The organism is Stenotrophomonas sp. YJH_SMC_20, assembly GCF_059367845.1.
Window position 1 is genome coordinate 208,306 of the sequence record NZ_JCAFRG010000007.1, and the last position, 13,891, is coordinate 222,196.

Annotated in this window: 13 protein-coding genes; 10 read left to right on the forward strand and 3 right to left on the reverse strand. The window is 66.7% G+C overall.

What is annotated here, in order from left to right:
- Positions 1 to 51 precede the first annotated feature (51 nt).
- From aqpZ to AC5P6A_RS13955, 3 genes are all read right to left on the reverse strand, one after another.
- On the reverse strand, positions 52 to 771 hold the full coding sequence (aqpZ, locus tag AC5P6A_RS13945; protein WP_260833087.1) for an aquaporin Z: 720 nt from the start codon (positions 769 to 771) through the stop codon (positions 52 to 54).
- 120 nt (positions 772 to 891) lie between these two features.
- A complete protein-coding gene (locus tag AC5P6A_RS13950) occupies positions 892 to 1,755 on the reverse strand; it encodes a pirin family protein (RefSeq protein WP_021203180.1) in 864 nt (287 codons plus the stop codon).
- Positions 1,756 to 2,349: 594 nt separating this feature from the next.
- The gene (locus AC5P6A_RS13955; protein ID WP_171952935.1) at positions 2,350 to 4,413 is read right to left on the reverse strand and encodes a 3-hydroxyacyl-CoA dehydrogenase NAD-binding domain-containing protein; all 2,064 of its coding nucleotides are present in this window, start codon (positions 4,411 to 4,413) and stop codon (positions 2,350 to 2,352) included.
- A gap of 235 nt (positions 4,414 to 4,648) precedes the next feature.
- Here AC5P6A_RS13955 and rpoE point away from each other — a divergent pair, with 235 nt between their 5' ends.
- The 10 genes from rpoE to AC5P6A_RS14005 form a co-directional block, all read left to right on the forward strand.
- The gene (gene rpoE / locus AC5P6A_RS13960) at positions 4,649 to 5,269 is read left to right on the forward strand and encodes an RNA polymerase sigma factor RpoE (RefSeq protein ID WP_019662172.1); all 621 of its coding nucleotides are present in this window, start codon (positions 4,649 to 4,651) and stop codon (positions 5,267 to 5,269) included.
- Positions 5,266 to 6,147 carry an RseA family anti-sigma factor gene (locus tag AC5P6A_RS13965; RefSeq protein WP_134732519.1) on the forward strand — a complete coding sequence of 294 codons (882 nt, stop codon included), beginning with the start codon at positions 5,266 to 5,268 and terminating at the stop codon, positions 6,145 to 6,147. Before rpoE ends, AC5P6A_RS13965 begins: the two co-directional genes overlap by 4 nt.
- A 74-nt stretch (positions 6,148 to 6,221) precedes the next feature.
- Positions 6,222 to 7,754: a DegQ family serine endoprotease gene (locus tag AC5P6A_RS13970; RefSeq protein ID WP_227844699.1), complete on the forward strand. Its 1,533-nt coding sequence runs from the start codon at positions 6,222 to 6,224 to the stop codon at positions 7,752 to 7,754.
- A 180-nt stretch (positions 7,755 to 7,934) separates the two neighbouring features.
- Positions 7,935 to 9,728 carry a translation elongation factor 4 gene (gene lepA, locus AC5P6A_RS13975; protein ID WP_019662169.1) on the forward strand — a complete coding sequence of 598 codons (1,794 nt, stop codon included), beginning with the start codon at positions 7,935 to 7,937 and terminating at the stop codon, positions 9,726 to 9,728.
- Between the two features lie 54 nt (positions 9,729 to 9,782).
- Positions 9,783 to 10,577, forward strand: coding sequence for a signal peptidase I (gene lepB, locus AC5P6A_RS13980; RefSeq protein ID WP_019662168.1), 795 nt, complete (start codon positions 9,783 to 9,785; stop codon positions 10,575 to 10,577).
- A 37-nt stretch (positions 10,578 to 10,614) separates the two neighbouring features.
- Positions 10,615 to 10,998 (forward strand): DUF4845 domain-containing protein, encoded by a 384-nt coding sequence (locus tag AC5P6A_RS13985; RefSeq protein ID WP_010482821.1) that lies wholly within the window; start codon positions 10,615 to 10,617, stop codon positions 10,996 to 10,998.
- Positions 10,988 to 11,668, forward strand: coding sequence for a ribonuclease III (rnc, locus tag AC5P6A_RS13990; RefSeq protein WP_019662167.1), 681 nt, complete (start codon positions 10,988 to 10,990; stop codon positions 11,666 to 11,668). Before AC5P6A_RS13985 ends, rnc begins: the two co-directional genes overlap by 11 nt.
- Positions 11,665 to 12,561 (forward strand): GTPase Era, encoded by an 897-nt coding sequence (gene era, locus AC5P6A_RS13995; protein WP_019662166.1) that lies wholly within the window; start codon positions 11,665 to 11,667, stop codon positions 12,559 to 12,561. Before rnc ends, era begins: the two co-directional genes overlap by 4 nt.
- 18 nt (positions 12,562 to 12,579) lie before the next feature.
- Entirely contained in the window at positions 12,580 to 13,299 is a 720-nt protein-coding gene (gene recO, locus AC5P6A_RS14000) for a DNA repair protein RecO (protein WP_171952934.1), read from the forward strand.
- Between the two features lie 415 nt (positions 13,300 to 13,714).
- Positions 13,715 to 13,891, forward strand: a 177-nt coding sequence (locus AC5P6A_RS14005) for a transposase (RefSeq protein WP_495222329.1), incomplete at its 3' end; no start/stop codon positions are given.

Below are 13,891 nucleotides of genomic sequence, written 5' to 3' on the forward strand. Positions count from 1 at the left end.
GCAGACGTAACCATTGCGGCCGATGGTCGGCCGCAATGGTGCGCACAGGCCTCAGCGGTCGTTGCCGATCCACTTGTAGATGATGCCGCCGATCGCGCCGCCCAGCAGCGGGGCGACCCAGAACAGCCACAACTGGGTTACTGCGCCGCTGCCGGCGAAGAAGGCCACGGCGGTGGAACGGGCCGGGTTCACCGAGGTGTTGGTGACCGGGATGCTGATCAGGTGGATCAGGGTCAGCGACAGGCCGATCGCCAGTGGCGCAAAGCCAGCCGGCGCCTTGCCATGGGTGGCGCCCATGATCACGATCAGGAACACGGCGGTCAGCACCACTTCGCACAGGAAGGCCGCTGCCACGCTGTAACCGCCAGGCGACAGCGCGCCATACCCATTGCTGGCGAACGCACCGGCCTGGCTGCCATCGATGGCGAAGCCGCTGGCCCCCGACGCGATCTGCAGCAGGATGAAGCCGGCCAGCAGGCCGCCAGCCACCTGGGCGATGATGTACGGCACGAGGTCCTTGGTAGGGAAGCGGCCGCCGGCCCACAGGCCGACGCTGACTGCCGGATTGAAGTGCGCGCCGGAGATATGGCCGAACGCATAGGCGCCGGTCACCACGGTCAGGCCAAAGGCCAGGGCGACGCCGAGGAACCCGATACCCAGAGGATTGCCGTCGCCACCGAACTTGGCGGCCAGCACCGCGCTGCCACAGCCGCCCAACACCAGCCAGAACGTGCCGAGGAATTCGGCGGACAAGCGTTTACCCATGCTCATGTGTTGCACTCCTTTGAGGGCGAAAGTGTGATTTATGTCACATTGCAGTGATCAGCGGGTGACTGTAGCGTCAACGCCGGGTGCAGGGATACACCCTCGGATGTGTGCAACACGCGATGTTCAATACTGCGGCAGCGGAATGAACTCCTTGTCGTCGCCCGGAATGGTGCCGAATCGGCCGGCCTCCCAATCGTGCTTGGCCTGCTCGATGCGCTCCTTCGAGCTGGATACGAAGTTCCACCACAGGTGGCGCGGGCCATCCAGCGGCTCGCCACCGAACAGCATCGCCTTCACCGGCGTCTTCGCGCGCAGGCGGCCGCGTGCGCCGGCCTCGGGAATCACCAGATGCTGTGCAGGGATGTCCACGCCATCCAGCTGTGCGTCGCCTTCGAGGATGTACAGCGCGCGCTCGCGGTGGCCGTCATCGATATCGATCTCCGCATCCGGGTCGAGATCGATCGCCACGTTGAGGGTATCGGCGAACACCTTCACCGGCGATTCCTCGCCATAGGCGCGGCCGGCGATCACCCGCAGCCAGGCACCGTTGCGGCGCTGCTCGGGCAGCGTAGCCGCGGCATGGTGGTAGAAGGCCGGTTCGATTTCCTCGTGCGATTTCGGCAGCGCCACCCAGGTCTGCATGCCGTGGATCGGGTTGTCGTGGGCGCGGTCCGGTTGCGGTGTCCGCTCGGAATGGGCAATGCCGCGACCAGCGGTCATCCAGTTGACGTCGCCGGGACGGATCACCTGGTCCGACCCCAGCGTGTCGCGGTGGCCGATCGCGCCCGACCACAGGTAGGTTACGGTGGCCAGGCCAATATGTGGATGCGGGCGCACGTCGATGGCGGTGCCGGGGTGCATGAGTGCCGGGCCCATCTGGTCGACGAACACGAACGAGCCGATGCTGCGCGCCTGCAGGGTGGGGACGGCGCGACGGACTTCGAGGCCGCCGATGTCGTGCACGCGCGGGGCGATGATGGTGGTCATGCGGGCGTTCTCGCTGGCAGGGATCAGGTGGTGAGCATCGCATGCAGCTGTGACGGGCACATGCCCTGTATGGGTAACAGGTTGTTCCAGCCAACGGCGCAGCCCCTCGTGGCTGGCTGGTTGGTCGCTGAAGGCAGAAGCAAAAGCAGAAGCCGCGCGTGGCCGGGCGGGTGGGTGGCGCAGGGGACGCTGCAAGTCCCCCTCCGGGGCCCAGCCCAGCCGCTGGCGGCTGTGCGTTCGGTCGCTCGCGAAGCAGTGCTTCGCAAGCAAAGCGCCCTCACCCATGTAAGCTCGATCGCCGCATCCATGCGGCTCACGCCCCTGCGCCACCCACCCGCCCGACCTCTGACAGTTTCCGTGTGCTGTCCAGCCACGGAGAAGAAAAAGAAAATCAAAAGCAAACGTCGCTTCGCTCGCATCCACGCATGGCGTGGATCAAGCGTGTCGACCAAGGTCGACACCTACCAGTCATCGCAGTTCACCAACCGACACCGCCCCGCCCAACAAACAGAAAAGCCAGAGCCGGCTGTTGCTCCGGCTCTGGCTCTGGTTTTTGCTTCTGCGGGTGCCGGGCCGCAGGCCCGGCCGATAAACTCAGACCACCGGTTCGCGCAGGGCGGGGTTGTCCCAGCCCGGGCGCGGGGCGAAGCGGTCGCCATGCCGCTGCTGCAGCGCCTTCAACCGCTCGACGATCGCATCGGCACCCACCGCACGGATGTGCTGGATCGGGCCGCCACGGAACGGCGCGAAACCGGTACCGAAGATCACGCCCGCATCCAACAGGTCCGCATCGGCCACTACACCTTCGTGCAGGCACGCAACCGCCTCGTTCAACAGCGGCAGGATCAGGCGGTCCTCCAGATCGGCCGGGGCCTGGTAATCGCTGGCCACGTCCGGCTTCTTCGGCTTGCCGTTCTCCCAGGTGTAGATGCCCTGGCCATCCTTCTTGCCGCGCTTGTCCTGTTCCACCGTCTGCAGGGCCGCCGGAATCTGCAGGCCGAGGAACGGCGCCAGTTCGCGGCCCACGCCCGCAGCCACGTCCAGCCCCACGGTGTCGATCAGTTCGATCGGTCCCATCGGCATGCCGAACTTCACGGCGGCCTTGTCGATCACCGGACCCGGAATGCCTTCGGCATACGCGGTGGCCGCTTCCAGCATGTAAGGGAACAGCACGCGGTTGACCAGGAAGCCCGGGCTGCCGGCCACCGGCACCGGGAACTTGCCCAGTGCCTTGCAGAACGCGGCCAGGCGGCGTTCGGTTTCCGGCGCCATGCCGTCGTGATGGATGATCTCCACCAACGGCATCTGCGCGACCGGGTTGAAATAGTGCAGGCCGGCGAACTGCGCCGGGCGCTGGATGTGATCGCGCAGTTCCACCAGCGGGATCGACGAAGTGTTGGTTGTCAGCAGCGCGTCCTGCTTCATCTTCGGTTCCAGCGTCTGGTACAGCGCACGCTTGGCCTCGGGGTTCTCGATGATGGCCTCGATCACCAGATCGGCTTCGGCCACGCCGTTGCCTTCCAGATCGGCACGCAGGCGCGCGGCCACGGCAGGGCGCTTGCTCTCGTCACGCACCTTCTTGGCGAACAGCGCCTGCGCGCGTTCCATGGCCGGGTCGATGAAGCGCTGCTCACGGTCCTGCAGGGTCACCTCGAAGCCCTTGTAGGCGGCCCACGCGGCGATGTCGCCGCCCATCACGCCGGCGCCGACCACGTGCACGTGACGGATGCCGGAATCACCACCGCCCAGGCCCTTCAGTCGCTCGGTGAGGAAGAAGATGCGGATCAGGTTGCGCGCGGTCGGTGTACTGGCCAGCTTCACCACCGCGCGCCGCTCGGCGTCCAAACGCGCCTGGATCGGCTTGCCGCCACTGCGTTGCCAGGTGCTGATCAGCGCGTACGGCGCCGGGTACTGGTCCTTCTTCGCCTTGCGTGCGACCTGCTTGACCATCTGCGGCGCCAGCAGCCGGCGTGCCAGCCAGGTGTTGGTGGCCCAGGCCATCGCGCGCTGCTTGAACGGGCGGCTGGTGCCGGACAGCGCCAGCGCGACGGCGGTGTCGAGCACCACCGCCGGCGCCACCACCTTGTCGACCAGGCCGATCCCCCGCGCGGCCGACGCCGACAGGGTGCGGCCGGTCAGCATCATGTCCATCGCCGCCGGTGCACCTACCAGTTGCGGCAGGCGGGCGCTGCCGCCCCAGCCCGGGAAGATGCCCAGCTGGGTTTCCGGCAGGCCGATGCGGGTGCTGCTGTCGTTGGAGGCCACGCGGTAGCGGCAGGCCAGCGCCAGTTCGGTGCCGCCTCCCAGGCAGTGGCCATGGATCGCCGCCACGGTCGGGCAGGGCAGTTCGGCCAGCTTCTGGTAGGTGGCCTGGCCACGCCGGATCGCGTCGTTGACAGTGCCGCGACGGTCGAACTCCTGGAACTCCTTCAGGTCGGCACCGGCAATGAAGCCGGCCTTCTTCAGCGACTGGATCACCACGCCCTTGGGCGGATCCAGCGCGATGCGCTCAAGCAGGTCGCCCAGCTCCAGCAGCACGTCCTGCGACATGGCGTTGACGCTGCTGTCCTGACGATCCAGGGAGAGAACCACCACGCCGTCGTCGCGGATCTCGGGGTGCCAGTGGCTGAAGCGGAGACCATCGAAGCCTGAGAGCATGGACGTTCCATCCGGTTGTGTATGGAGAAGCGGCTATGATCCAGAGGTTGTTTCCCCCGCGTCAAATCCCAATAGCAGGGGAGTGGCGCCCCCGGATCCATGGCCGTGGAGCGGGACGCTAACGGAACGGTGGTTAAAAGCTGGTGCGGCGCCAGGTGATCGGCGACTGAACTTTTCCCGGGATTGGCAGTCTCATTGCCCGACGTCGGTTGGGCTGACAGGAGTGCGGCCCCTCATGGCCGAGGTTGATACACCACAGGAGCTGGATCTGGAACTGGTCCGGCGCGTGCAGCACGGCGAGAGTGCCGCCTTTGATGTCCTGGTGCGCAAGTACCAGCATCGGGTGGTGGCCCTGGTCGGTCGCTACATCGCCGACTGGAGCGAATGTCAGGACGTCGCCCAGGACACTTTCATCCGCGCCTACCGCGCGATCGGGAGTTTCCGTGGCGACGCCCAGTTCTCAACCTGGTTGCATCGAATCGCCGTGAATACCGCCAAAAACTACCTGGCTTCACACAATCGACGGCCGCCGACCGATGACATCGACATCGGCGACGCCGAACAGTTCGACACCGGTACCCGCCTGCGCGACACCGACACGCCCGAACGCGAGTTGATGCGCCAGGAGCTGGAACAGACGGTAATGAAGGCCGTCAACGCGCTGCCGGAAGAACTCCGGTCGGCAATCACCCTGCGCGAGGTGGAAGGCCTGAGCTACGAGGATATCGCGCAGAAGATGGGGTGCCCGATCGGCACGGTGCGTTCACGGATCTTCCGGGCGCGCGAGGCGATCGACACCGAACTCCGGCCGCTGCTGGACATCGGCAGCGCCACCCGTGAGAAGAGCCGCGTATGACCAGTAAACCGTTCAACGAATCGCAGAACCACCAATCGCCCGCCGGACAGCGCCTGGACCAGCGCCATCGCGAGCAGCTGTCGGCCCTGGTCGATGGTGAGCTGGGCGCCGACGAAGCGCGCTTCCTGCTGCGCCGGATGGAGCACGACCCCGAGCTGGCCGGATGCCAGGAACGCTGGCAGCTGCTGGGCGACGTGATGCGCGGGCAGGCGTCGGCGCTGGCGCCGGCCGGCTTCAGCGCGGCCGTGGCCGCCGCCATCGCGGCCGAACCGGCGCCGCAGGTCGAGCCGCGTCGCCAGGTACGCCGCAGTGGCTGGCGGGCCTGGGGCGGCGGCGCCGCCCTGGCCGCGTCGGTGGCCGCCGTCGCGCTGTTCATCGGCGGCGAGAAGCTGAAGGAGGCCACGCCGGGTGAACCGCTGGCGCCGCAGGTGATCGCCAGCCAGGCGGAGCTGGCGCCGGCGCCCACCACGCCGGCCCCGGTGACCGAGGCTTCGGTGGATACGGCCGCGATGGCCGTGGCTGCTGCGCCGGCTGTGGCGATGGCCGCTTCCAGCCGTCGTCAGGACGCCCGCCGTGCCAGCGCCACGCGTACCCAGCAGGCTGCGCGTGCCGCCCAGCGCGACGAGGCCCCGCAACGGGCCGTCGCCGCAGCGCCGGCGCCGTTGACCCCGACCGTGCCGGCCAACGCCAGCCGCAACCTGCCGTTCGGCGAGGTGGGCGGACTGCAGGCCCGGCCGTGGCCGCGTTCCAGCCTGGCGCCCGCTGCCGGTGGCGCACTCAATGCCAGCTTCCCGGCCCATGCCGGCGGCGCGGCGTTCTATCCGTTCGAGCCGCGCCTGCAGGACGACCTGCCGGTGCCGCCGCGCCCGCGCGACTGAGCCGGGCGCTTTCACGCCCCGCCGCCGGCGGGGTCCGTATTCCTCTTTCCATCCGATCCGGAGGTTGCCGTCCGATGACTCCCCGACTCCGCACGCAGGCCATGGGTCTGCTGGCCCTGACCCTTCCCCTGGTGGCCTGCGCACAGGCCCCCGCGCCTGCCGCGCAGACCCAGCCTGCGCCAGCTGCAGCAGCGCGGGCACCGGCGCAGCCGCTGGTCAGCGGCCTGCCCGACTTTACCAATCTGGTCGAACAGGTCGGCCCGGGCGTGGTCAACGTCGACACCACCATCGTCCGCAACAACCGCCAGGTCGCCCGCGGCCCGATGGGCGACGATGACATGCCGGAGTTCTTCCGCCGCTTCTTCGGCCCGGACTTCCCGATGCCCGGGCAGGGGCCGGGTGGGCCGGATGGCGGCCCCAGCATCAAGGGCCGTGGCATGGGCTCGGGCTTCATCATCTCGCCCGATGGCTATGTACTGACCAACTACCACGTGGTGGCCGATGCCAGCGAGGTGAAGGTCAAGCTGGGCGACCGCCGTGAGTTCACCGCGAAAGTGGTGGGCAGCGACCAGCAGTACGACGTCGCGCTGTTGAAGATCGACGGCAAGAACCTGCCGACCGTGCGCGTTGGCGACTCCAACTCCCTCAAGCCGGGCCAATGGGTGGTCGCGATCGGCTCGCCGTTCGGCCTCGATCACTCGGTCACTGCCGGCGTGGTCAGTGCCCTTGGCCGCAGCACCGGCGGGCCGGACCAGCGCTACGTGCCCTTCATCCAGACCGACGTGGCGATCAACCAGGGCAACTCCGGTGGCCCGCTGCTGAACACGCGTGGCGAAGTGGTCGGCATCAACTCGCAGATCTTCTCTGCTTCGGGCGGCTACATGGGCATCAGCTTCGCGATCCCGATCGACCTGGCGATGAGCGCGGTCGAGCAGATCAAGAAGACCGGCAAAGTCACCCGTGGCCAGCTCGGCGCGGTGGTGCAGGAAATCGACGGCCTGAAAGCGCAGGCGATGGGCCTGCCGGACAGCCGCGGCGCCCTGGTCAACCAGATCGTGCCGGACTCGGCTGCAGCCCGGGCCGGGGTGAAGATCGGCGATGTGATCCGTTCGGTGAACGGCGCGCCGGTCAACAGCTGGTCCGACCTGCCCCCGCTGATCGGCGCGATGGCACCGGGCAGCCGGGTCACCCTGGGCGTGATCCGCGATGGCAAGCCGCGCGACCTCAGCGCCACCCTGACCGCACTGACCGAAGATGCCCAGGCCAGTTCGCGTGGCCCGGCTGCCGTCAACAGCGATGCGGCTCCACAGGCCGGCGCCAACGCCCTGCTGGGGCTGGACGTCAGTGACCTGACCGCGCCGCAGCGCAAGCAGCTGGGCCTGGAATCGGGCGAGGGCGTGCGCATCACCGGGGTCAAGGGCCAGGGCGCGCGCGATGCGGGCCTGTCTCCGGGCATGGTGATCCTGCAGGTAGCCAGCACCCAGGTCGGCAGCGTGGACGCGCTGAACCGTGCGCTGTCCAGCTACAAGAAGGGCGACGTGGTGATGCTGCTGGTGCGCACCGGCAGCGGCAACAGCGCGTTCGTAGCGGTCAAGGCTGGCCAATAAGGCCGGTGCAGGGCCGCCCCGCCGGCCACGTGGTTCCCCCGAAGCCCCGCCCCGGCGGGGCTTCGGCCATTCCGGGCCCGGCTCGATGAGGCCGTTTTCGCGGGCGGGCGCCGGGCATGCGATAATCGACCGTTACCCTGACGACGCCGCGCGCCGCCGCCACCTATGTCTTCTGATTCGATGCGGAACATCCGCAACTTCTCCATCATCGCCCATGTCGACCACGGCAAGTCCACGCTGGCCGACCGCATCATCCAGCTCTGTGGTGGCCTGCAGGCCCGCGAGATGGAAGCGCAGGTGCTCGACTCCAACCCGATCGAGCGCGAGCGTGGCATCACGATCAAGGCGCAGTCGGTGTCGCTGCCGTACCTGGCCAAGGACGGGCAGACCTACCACCTGAACTTCATCGACACCCCCGGCCACGTCGACTTCTCCTATGAAGTCAGCCGCTCGCTGGCCGCCTGCGAAGGCGCGCTGCTGGTGGTCGATGCCGCCCAGGGCGTGGAAGCGCAGTCGGTGGCCAACTGCTACACCGCGGTGGAGCAGGGCCTGGAAGTGGTGCCGGTGATCAACAAGATCGACCTGCCCACCGCCGACATCGAGCGCGCCAAGGCCGAGATCGAGGCCGTGATCGGCATCGACGCCTCCGACGCGGTGCCGGTCAGCGCCAAGACCGGCTTGAACGTGCAGGATGTGCTGGAAGCGATCGTGCACCGCATCCCGCCGCCGGCGCCGCGCGACACCGACAAGCTGCAGGCGCTGATCATCGATTCGTGGTTCGACAATTACCTGGGCGTGGTGTCGCTGGTGCGCGTGATGCAGGGCGAGATCAAGGCCGGTGACAAGCTGCAGGTGATGTCCACCGGCCGCAACCACCAGGTCGACAACGTTGGCGTGTTCACCCCGAAGCGCAAGGTGCTGCCGGCGCTGAAGGCCGGTGAAGTGGGTTGGGTCACCGCCAGCATCAAGGACGTGCACGGTGCGCCGGTCGGCGACACGCTGACCCTGGCCGGCGACCCGGCACCGAAGCCGCTGCCGGGCTTCCAGGAAATGCAGCCGCGCGTGTTCGCCGGCCTGTTCCCGGTCGATGCCGAGGACTATCCGGACCTGCGCGAAGCGCTGGACAAGCTGCGCCTGAACGATGCCGCGCTGCGCTTCGAGCCGGAAAGCTCCGAGGCGATGGGCTTCGGCTTCCGCTGCGGTTTCCTCGGCATGCTGCACATGGAAATCGTGCAGGAGCGCCTGGAGCGCGAATACAACCTGGACCTGATCAGCACCGCGCCGACGGTGGTGTATGAAGTCCTGAAGACCGATGGCTCGATCATCAACATGGACAACCCGGCCAAGCTGCCGCCGGTGAACCAGGTCGAGGAGATCCGCGAGCCGATCATCCGTGCCAACGTGCTCACCCCCGAGGAGTACATCGGCAACATCATCAAGCTGTGCGAAGAAAAGCGCGGCAGCCAGATCGGCATCAATTACCTGGGCAGCCAGGTGCAGATCAGCTATGAATTGCCGATGGCCGAGGTGGTGCTGGACTTTTTCGACAAGCTGAAGTCGGTCAGCCGTGGCTATGCCTCGCTGGACTACCACTTCGTGCGCTTCGACGCGGGCCCGTTCGTGCGCGTGGACGTGCTGATCAACGGTGACAAGGTCGATGCCCTGTCGCTGATCGTGCACCGCAGCCATGCCGACCGCCGCGGCCGCGAGCTGTGCGAAAAGATGAAGGACCTGATCCCGCGCCAGATGTTCGACGTGGCCATCCAGGCCGCCGTTGGCTCGCAGATCATCGCCCGCACCACGGTCAAGGCCATGCGCAAGAACGTGCTGGCCAAGTGCTATGGTGGCGACGTTTCGCGCAAGAAGAAGCTTCTGGAAAAGCAGAAGGAAGGCAAGAAGCGCATGAAGCAGGTCGGCCGCGTGGAGATCCCGCAGGAAGCGTTCCTGGCCGTGCTGCAGATGGACAACAAGTAAGCCCGCACCGGCCCTGCGGGGCCGGTCGTCTGGTGACGTTGCAAAGGACCCTGAATGAAACTGTTTGAGATCCTCCTGGTCGTGCTGACCCTGGCCTCGGGCCTGATCCTGCTTGCGGACAAGCTGTACCTCGCCAAGCGTCGCGCCCAGCGCGCGGGCCTGCTCGATTCCGAGCCGGTGCTGGTGGATTACTCGCGTGCGTTCTTCCCGGTGCTGGCGATCGTGCTGGTCGTGCGCAGCTTCATTGCGGAGCCGTACAAGATTCCATCCAGTTCGATGATGCCGAACCTGCTGATCGGCGATTTCATCCTGGTCAACAAGTTCTCCTATGGCCTGCGCCTGCCGATCAGCAACACCAAGATCGTGCCGTTTGGCGAGCCGTCGCGTGGTGACGTGGTGGTGTTCCACTTCCCCGGCCATGGCGAGAACGATCCGGCCAAGGGCGAGAACTTCATCAAGCGCGTGATCGGCGTGCCGGGTGACACCGTGGTCTTTGAAGGCGACGGCGTGATCCTCAACGGCGAGCCGCTGAAGTATGACAACAAGGGTATCTACGCCGGCCACAAGGGCCAGGGCGAGGGCGCCAACCTGCTGCTCGAGCACCTGCCGGGCCGCACCCACACGGTGCTGGAGACCGACTATCCGCGCGGCCAGGGCCAGTGGACCGTGCCGGCCGGCAAGTACCTGGTGATGGGCGACAACCGCGACAACAGCGATGATGGCCGGTTCTGGGGCCTGCTGCCGGAAGAAAACCTGCGCGGCAAGGCGTTCCTGATCTGGCTGAACTGCCAGGGCTGGTTGTGCAAGGATGGCTTCGAGCCGTCGCGGATCGGCTCGAGCATCAACTGAGTACCTTCACATCCAACGCGTATCTGGGGAGAACGCAATGAAGACGATGAACACGCAGCGTGGCATGACCTTGACCTCGTTCCTGACGGTCCTGATCGTGGTGGGCTTCTTCCTCTACATCGGCATGAAGCTGTTCCCGATGTATCAGGAGTACTACGCTGTGCGCTCGGCGATGAAGAGCCTGGCCAACGAGCCGGGCGTGGGCAGCATGGAGCCGGCGCGCATCCAGGACCTGTTCTTCAAGCGCCTGTACATCAACTACTCGGACAACGTGAAGCCGGCCAACGTGAAGTTCGACCGTCGCGACAATGGCTGGACCCTCAAGGTCAACTACGAAGTGCGCCGTCAGCTGATCGGCAACCTCGATGTGGTTGGCAAATTCGATTCTTCCCAGGACCTGACACGAAGCGGTGCCCAGTAAATTCATCCAACGTGGCGACCTGATCGGTCATGCCTTCAGCGACCCGGCGCTGCTCAAGCAGGCGCTGACGCATCGCAGTGCCGGTGCGCCGCACAATGAGCGGCTGGAGTTCCTTGGCGACAGCATCGTCAACATGATGGCGGCCGAGGCGTTGTACCGGCGCTGGCCCAAGGCCGACGAAGGGGCGATGACCCGTGCCCGCGCAGAGCTGGTGCGTGAAGGCGCGCTTGCGGTGATCGGGCGCAGCCTGGAACTGGGCGAGCGGCTGACCTTGGGCCCGGGCGAAATGAAGTCCGGTGGTCATCGCCGCGACTCGATCCTGGCCGATGCGGTGGAAGCCGTGGTGGCTGCGATCTACCTGGATGCCGGCTTCGAGGCCTGCCGGGCAGTGGTGCTGCCCTGGTTCAGTGCTTCGATCGAGGCGCTGCCGGCCTCGGGCCGGCCTGAGAAGGATCCCAAGACCCGCCTGCAGGAATGGCTGCAGGCCCGACAGAAGGCGTTGCCGCAGTACGAGCTGGTGTCAGAATCCGGTGACGACCACGCCAAGCACTTCCGGGTACGCTGCAACGTAGCCGACCCGGCCGCCAGCACCGAGGGCGAAGGCGCCTCGCGGCGGCTTGCCGAACAACAGGCGGCTGCGGCCGTCCTAGAACAACTGGATTCCAAGTGAGCGAACAAACTTCCCATCATTGCGGCAGCGTGGCCGTCATCGGCCGCCCGAACGTGGGCAAATCGACCCTGACCAATGCCCTGGTCGGCGCCAAGGTCAGCATCGTTTCCAACCGCCCGCAGACCACGCGCCATCGCCTGCTGGGCATCGCCACCTATCCGGAAGGACAGCTGGTGCTGGTCGACACCCCCGGCCTGCACAAGGTGCAGAAGCGGGCGATGAACCGGGTGATGAACCGCGCTGCGCGCGGCTCGCTGGAAGGCGTCGACGCCGGCCTGCTGGTGATCGAAGCCGGCCGCTGGGATGAAGAGGACAGCCTGGCTTTCAATGTGCTGCGCGACGCTGGCATTCCGGTGGTGCTGGTGGTCAACAAGATCGATCGCCTGAAGGAGAAGGGCGCGCTGCTGCCGTTCCTGCAGCAGGTGACCGAAGGTCGCGACTTCGCCGCCGTGCATCCGATCTCCGCGCAGAAGCGCAACGGCCTGGAAGCGCTGGTGCGCGATGTGCTGAAGCTGCTGCCGGAAGCCCCGCCAATGTTCGGCGAGGACGAGATCACCGACCGCAGCCAGCGTTTCCTGGCCGGTGAACTGGTGCGCGAGCAGCTGATGCGCCAGCTCGGCGAGGAACTGCCGTATGCCACCACGGTGGAAATCGAGCGTTTCACCGAAGATGGCAACCTGCTGCGCATCGGTGCGGTTATCTGGGTCGAACGTGAAGGCCAGAAGGCGATCGTGATCGGCAAGGGTGGCACCCGGCTGAAGGAGATCGGCGCCAAGTCCCGCCTGCAGATGGAACGTCTGTTCGGGGCCAAGGTGTTCCTGGAGACCTGGGTGCGCGTGCGTGAAGGCTGGTCCGACGACGAGGCCGCACTGAAGGCCTTCGGTTACGAGTAAGTCGTTGCGGTCGCTTCGATGCTGATCGAGGACGACACCGGCTTCGTGCTGCATGCACGGGCCTACCGCGAGACCAGCCTGCTGGTCGAAGTGCTGAGCGCGCAGCATGGCCGTATCGGCCTGCTCGCGCGTGGTGTGTCAACCGCCAAGGGCCAGGTGCTGCGCGCTGCCCTGCAGCCATTGCAATGGATCCGCTTCAGTGCCCAGCAGCGCGGTGAACTGGCCCAGCTGCGCGGTGCCGAGGCGCTGGATGCCGCGCCACGCCTGGTCGGCCAGGCGATGTTGGCCGGCTTCTACCTGAGTGAACTGACCCTGCGCCTGGCCCCGCGCCAGGACCCGCTGCCTGAGTTGTACCTGGCCTACGGCGAGGCACGTGCGCGGCTGGCCGTGGGCGCCGGCCTGGCCTGGACCCTGCGTCGCTTCGAACGCGAGCTGCTGTCCGCGCTGGGCCTGGGTTTCGATCTGGACAGCGCCAGCGATGGCCAGCCGATCGACCCGGCGGCGCGCTACGAACTGGATCCTCAGGAAGGCGCGCAGCGACTGCTGAGCGAGCGCGGCGGGGAGCGCCGGGCGGCGGCCACTGGCTCGGCGCTGCTGGCGTTGGCGGCCGACGAAGAGCCCGCTGCCGCCGACCTGGCCAGCCTGCGCCTGCCGATGCGGCGGGTGCTGGCCCATCACCTCGGGCCACGCGGCCTGAAGTCCTGGGAAATGCTCGAGCAGCTCGCACCCCGCAGGTAGGGGGTGTTCGGCAGGGCTTGCAGCCCTGCACCTGCCGAATCAACGGCAACGGCAAAAGCTGACTACTCGTGGGTAGGCGGGGTGGGTCCGGTTGCGGGAGACGCCGTAAACCCATCCATGCCGCGGACACTCCCGCAACCGGACCCACCCCGCCTTCGACAGTTTTCCGCGAGCTGTCGGAATGGCACTGGGGTCAGATCCGTTTTCCTTCGGAAAACGGATCTGACCCCAGTTTGAATTTCGATATCTGACAGAAATTCATCCACGCATGGCGTGGATCTACCCGATCGCGGCAAACTGTCAGAGGTGGGGCGGTGTCGGAGTGCGGGGTGTCAGCCGCATGGATGCGGCTGCCAAGCCCCCATGGTGAAGTGACCCCCGGGAGTTGGACGCCAGATCCAACCCCGAGGGATACATGAACAGATACGACGCTCGTTTCAAACTGCAGGTTGCCAAAGAGGCCTGCAAGACGTCCACATCAGTCAAAGCCGTTGCTCGTCGCCACAGCCTGGAGGCCTCCACGGTCAGGCGCTGGGTGGCGACCTATCGGCTGTATGGTTGGCGCGGATTTCATCGCCAGGCCCGGTTCTAT

What these genes read in the sequence shown, in the direction of transcription:
- rpoE (WP_019662172.1), top strand. Translation starts at nt 4,649, where the DNA reads ATGGCCGAGGTTGATACACCACAGGAGCTGGATCTGGAACTGGTCCGG.
- AC5P6A_RS13985 (WP_010482821.1), top strand. Translation starts at nt 10,615, where the DNA reads ATGAAGACGATGAACACGCAGCGTGGCATGACCTTGACCTCGTTCCTG.
- recO (WP_171952934.1), top strand. Translation starts at nt 12,580, where the DNA reads ATGCTGATCGAGGACGACACCGGCTTCGTGCTGCATGCACGGGCCTAC.
- AC5P6A_RS13950 (WP_021203180.1), bottom strand. Translation starts at nt 1,755, where the DNA reads ATGACCACCATCATCGCCCCGCGCGTGCACGACATCGGCGGCCTCGAA.
- AC5P6A_RS13955 (WP_171952935.1), bottom strand. Translation starts at nt 4,413, where the DNA reads ATGCTCTCAGGCTTCGATGGTCTCCGCTTCAGCCACTGGCACCCCGAG.
- AC5P6A_RS13970 (WP_227844699.1), top strand. Translation starts at nt 6,222, where the DNA reads ATGACTCCCCGACTCCGCACGCAGGCCATGGGTCTGCTGGCCCTGACC.
- lepB (WP_019662168.1), top strand. Translation starts at nt 9,783, where the DNA reads ATGAAACTGTTTGAGATCCTCCTGGTCGTGCTGACCCTGGCCTCGGGC.
- aqpZ (WP_260833087.1), bottom strand. Translation starts at nt 771, where the DNA reads ATGAGCATGGGTAAACGCTTGTCCGCCGAATTCCTCGGCACGTTCTGG.
- lepA (WP_019662169.1), top strand. Translation starts at nt 7,935, where the DNA reads ATGCGGAACATCCGCAACTTCTCCATCATCGCCCATGTCGACCACGGC.
- AC5P6A_RS13965 (WP_134732519.1), top strand. Translation starts at nt 5,266, where the DNA reads ATGACCAGTAAACCGTTCAACGAATCGCAGAACCACCAATCGCCCGCC.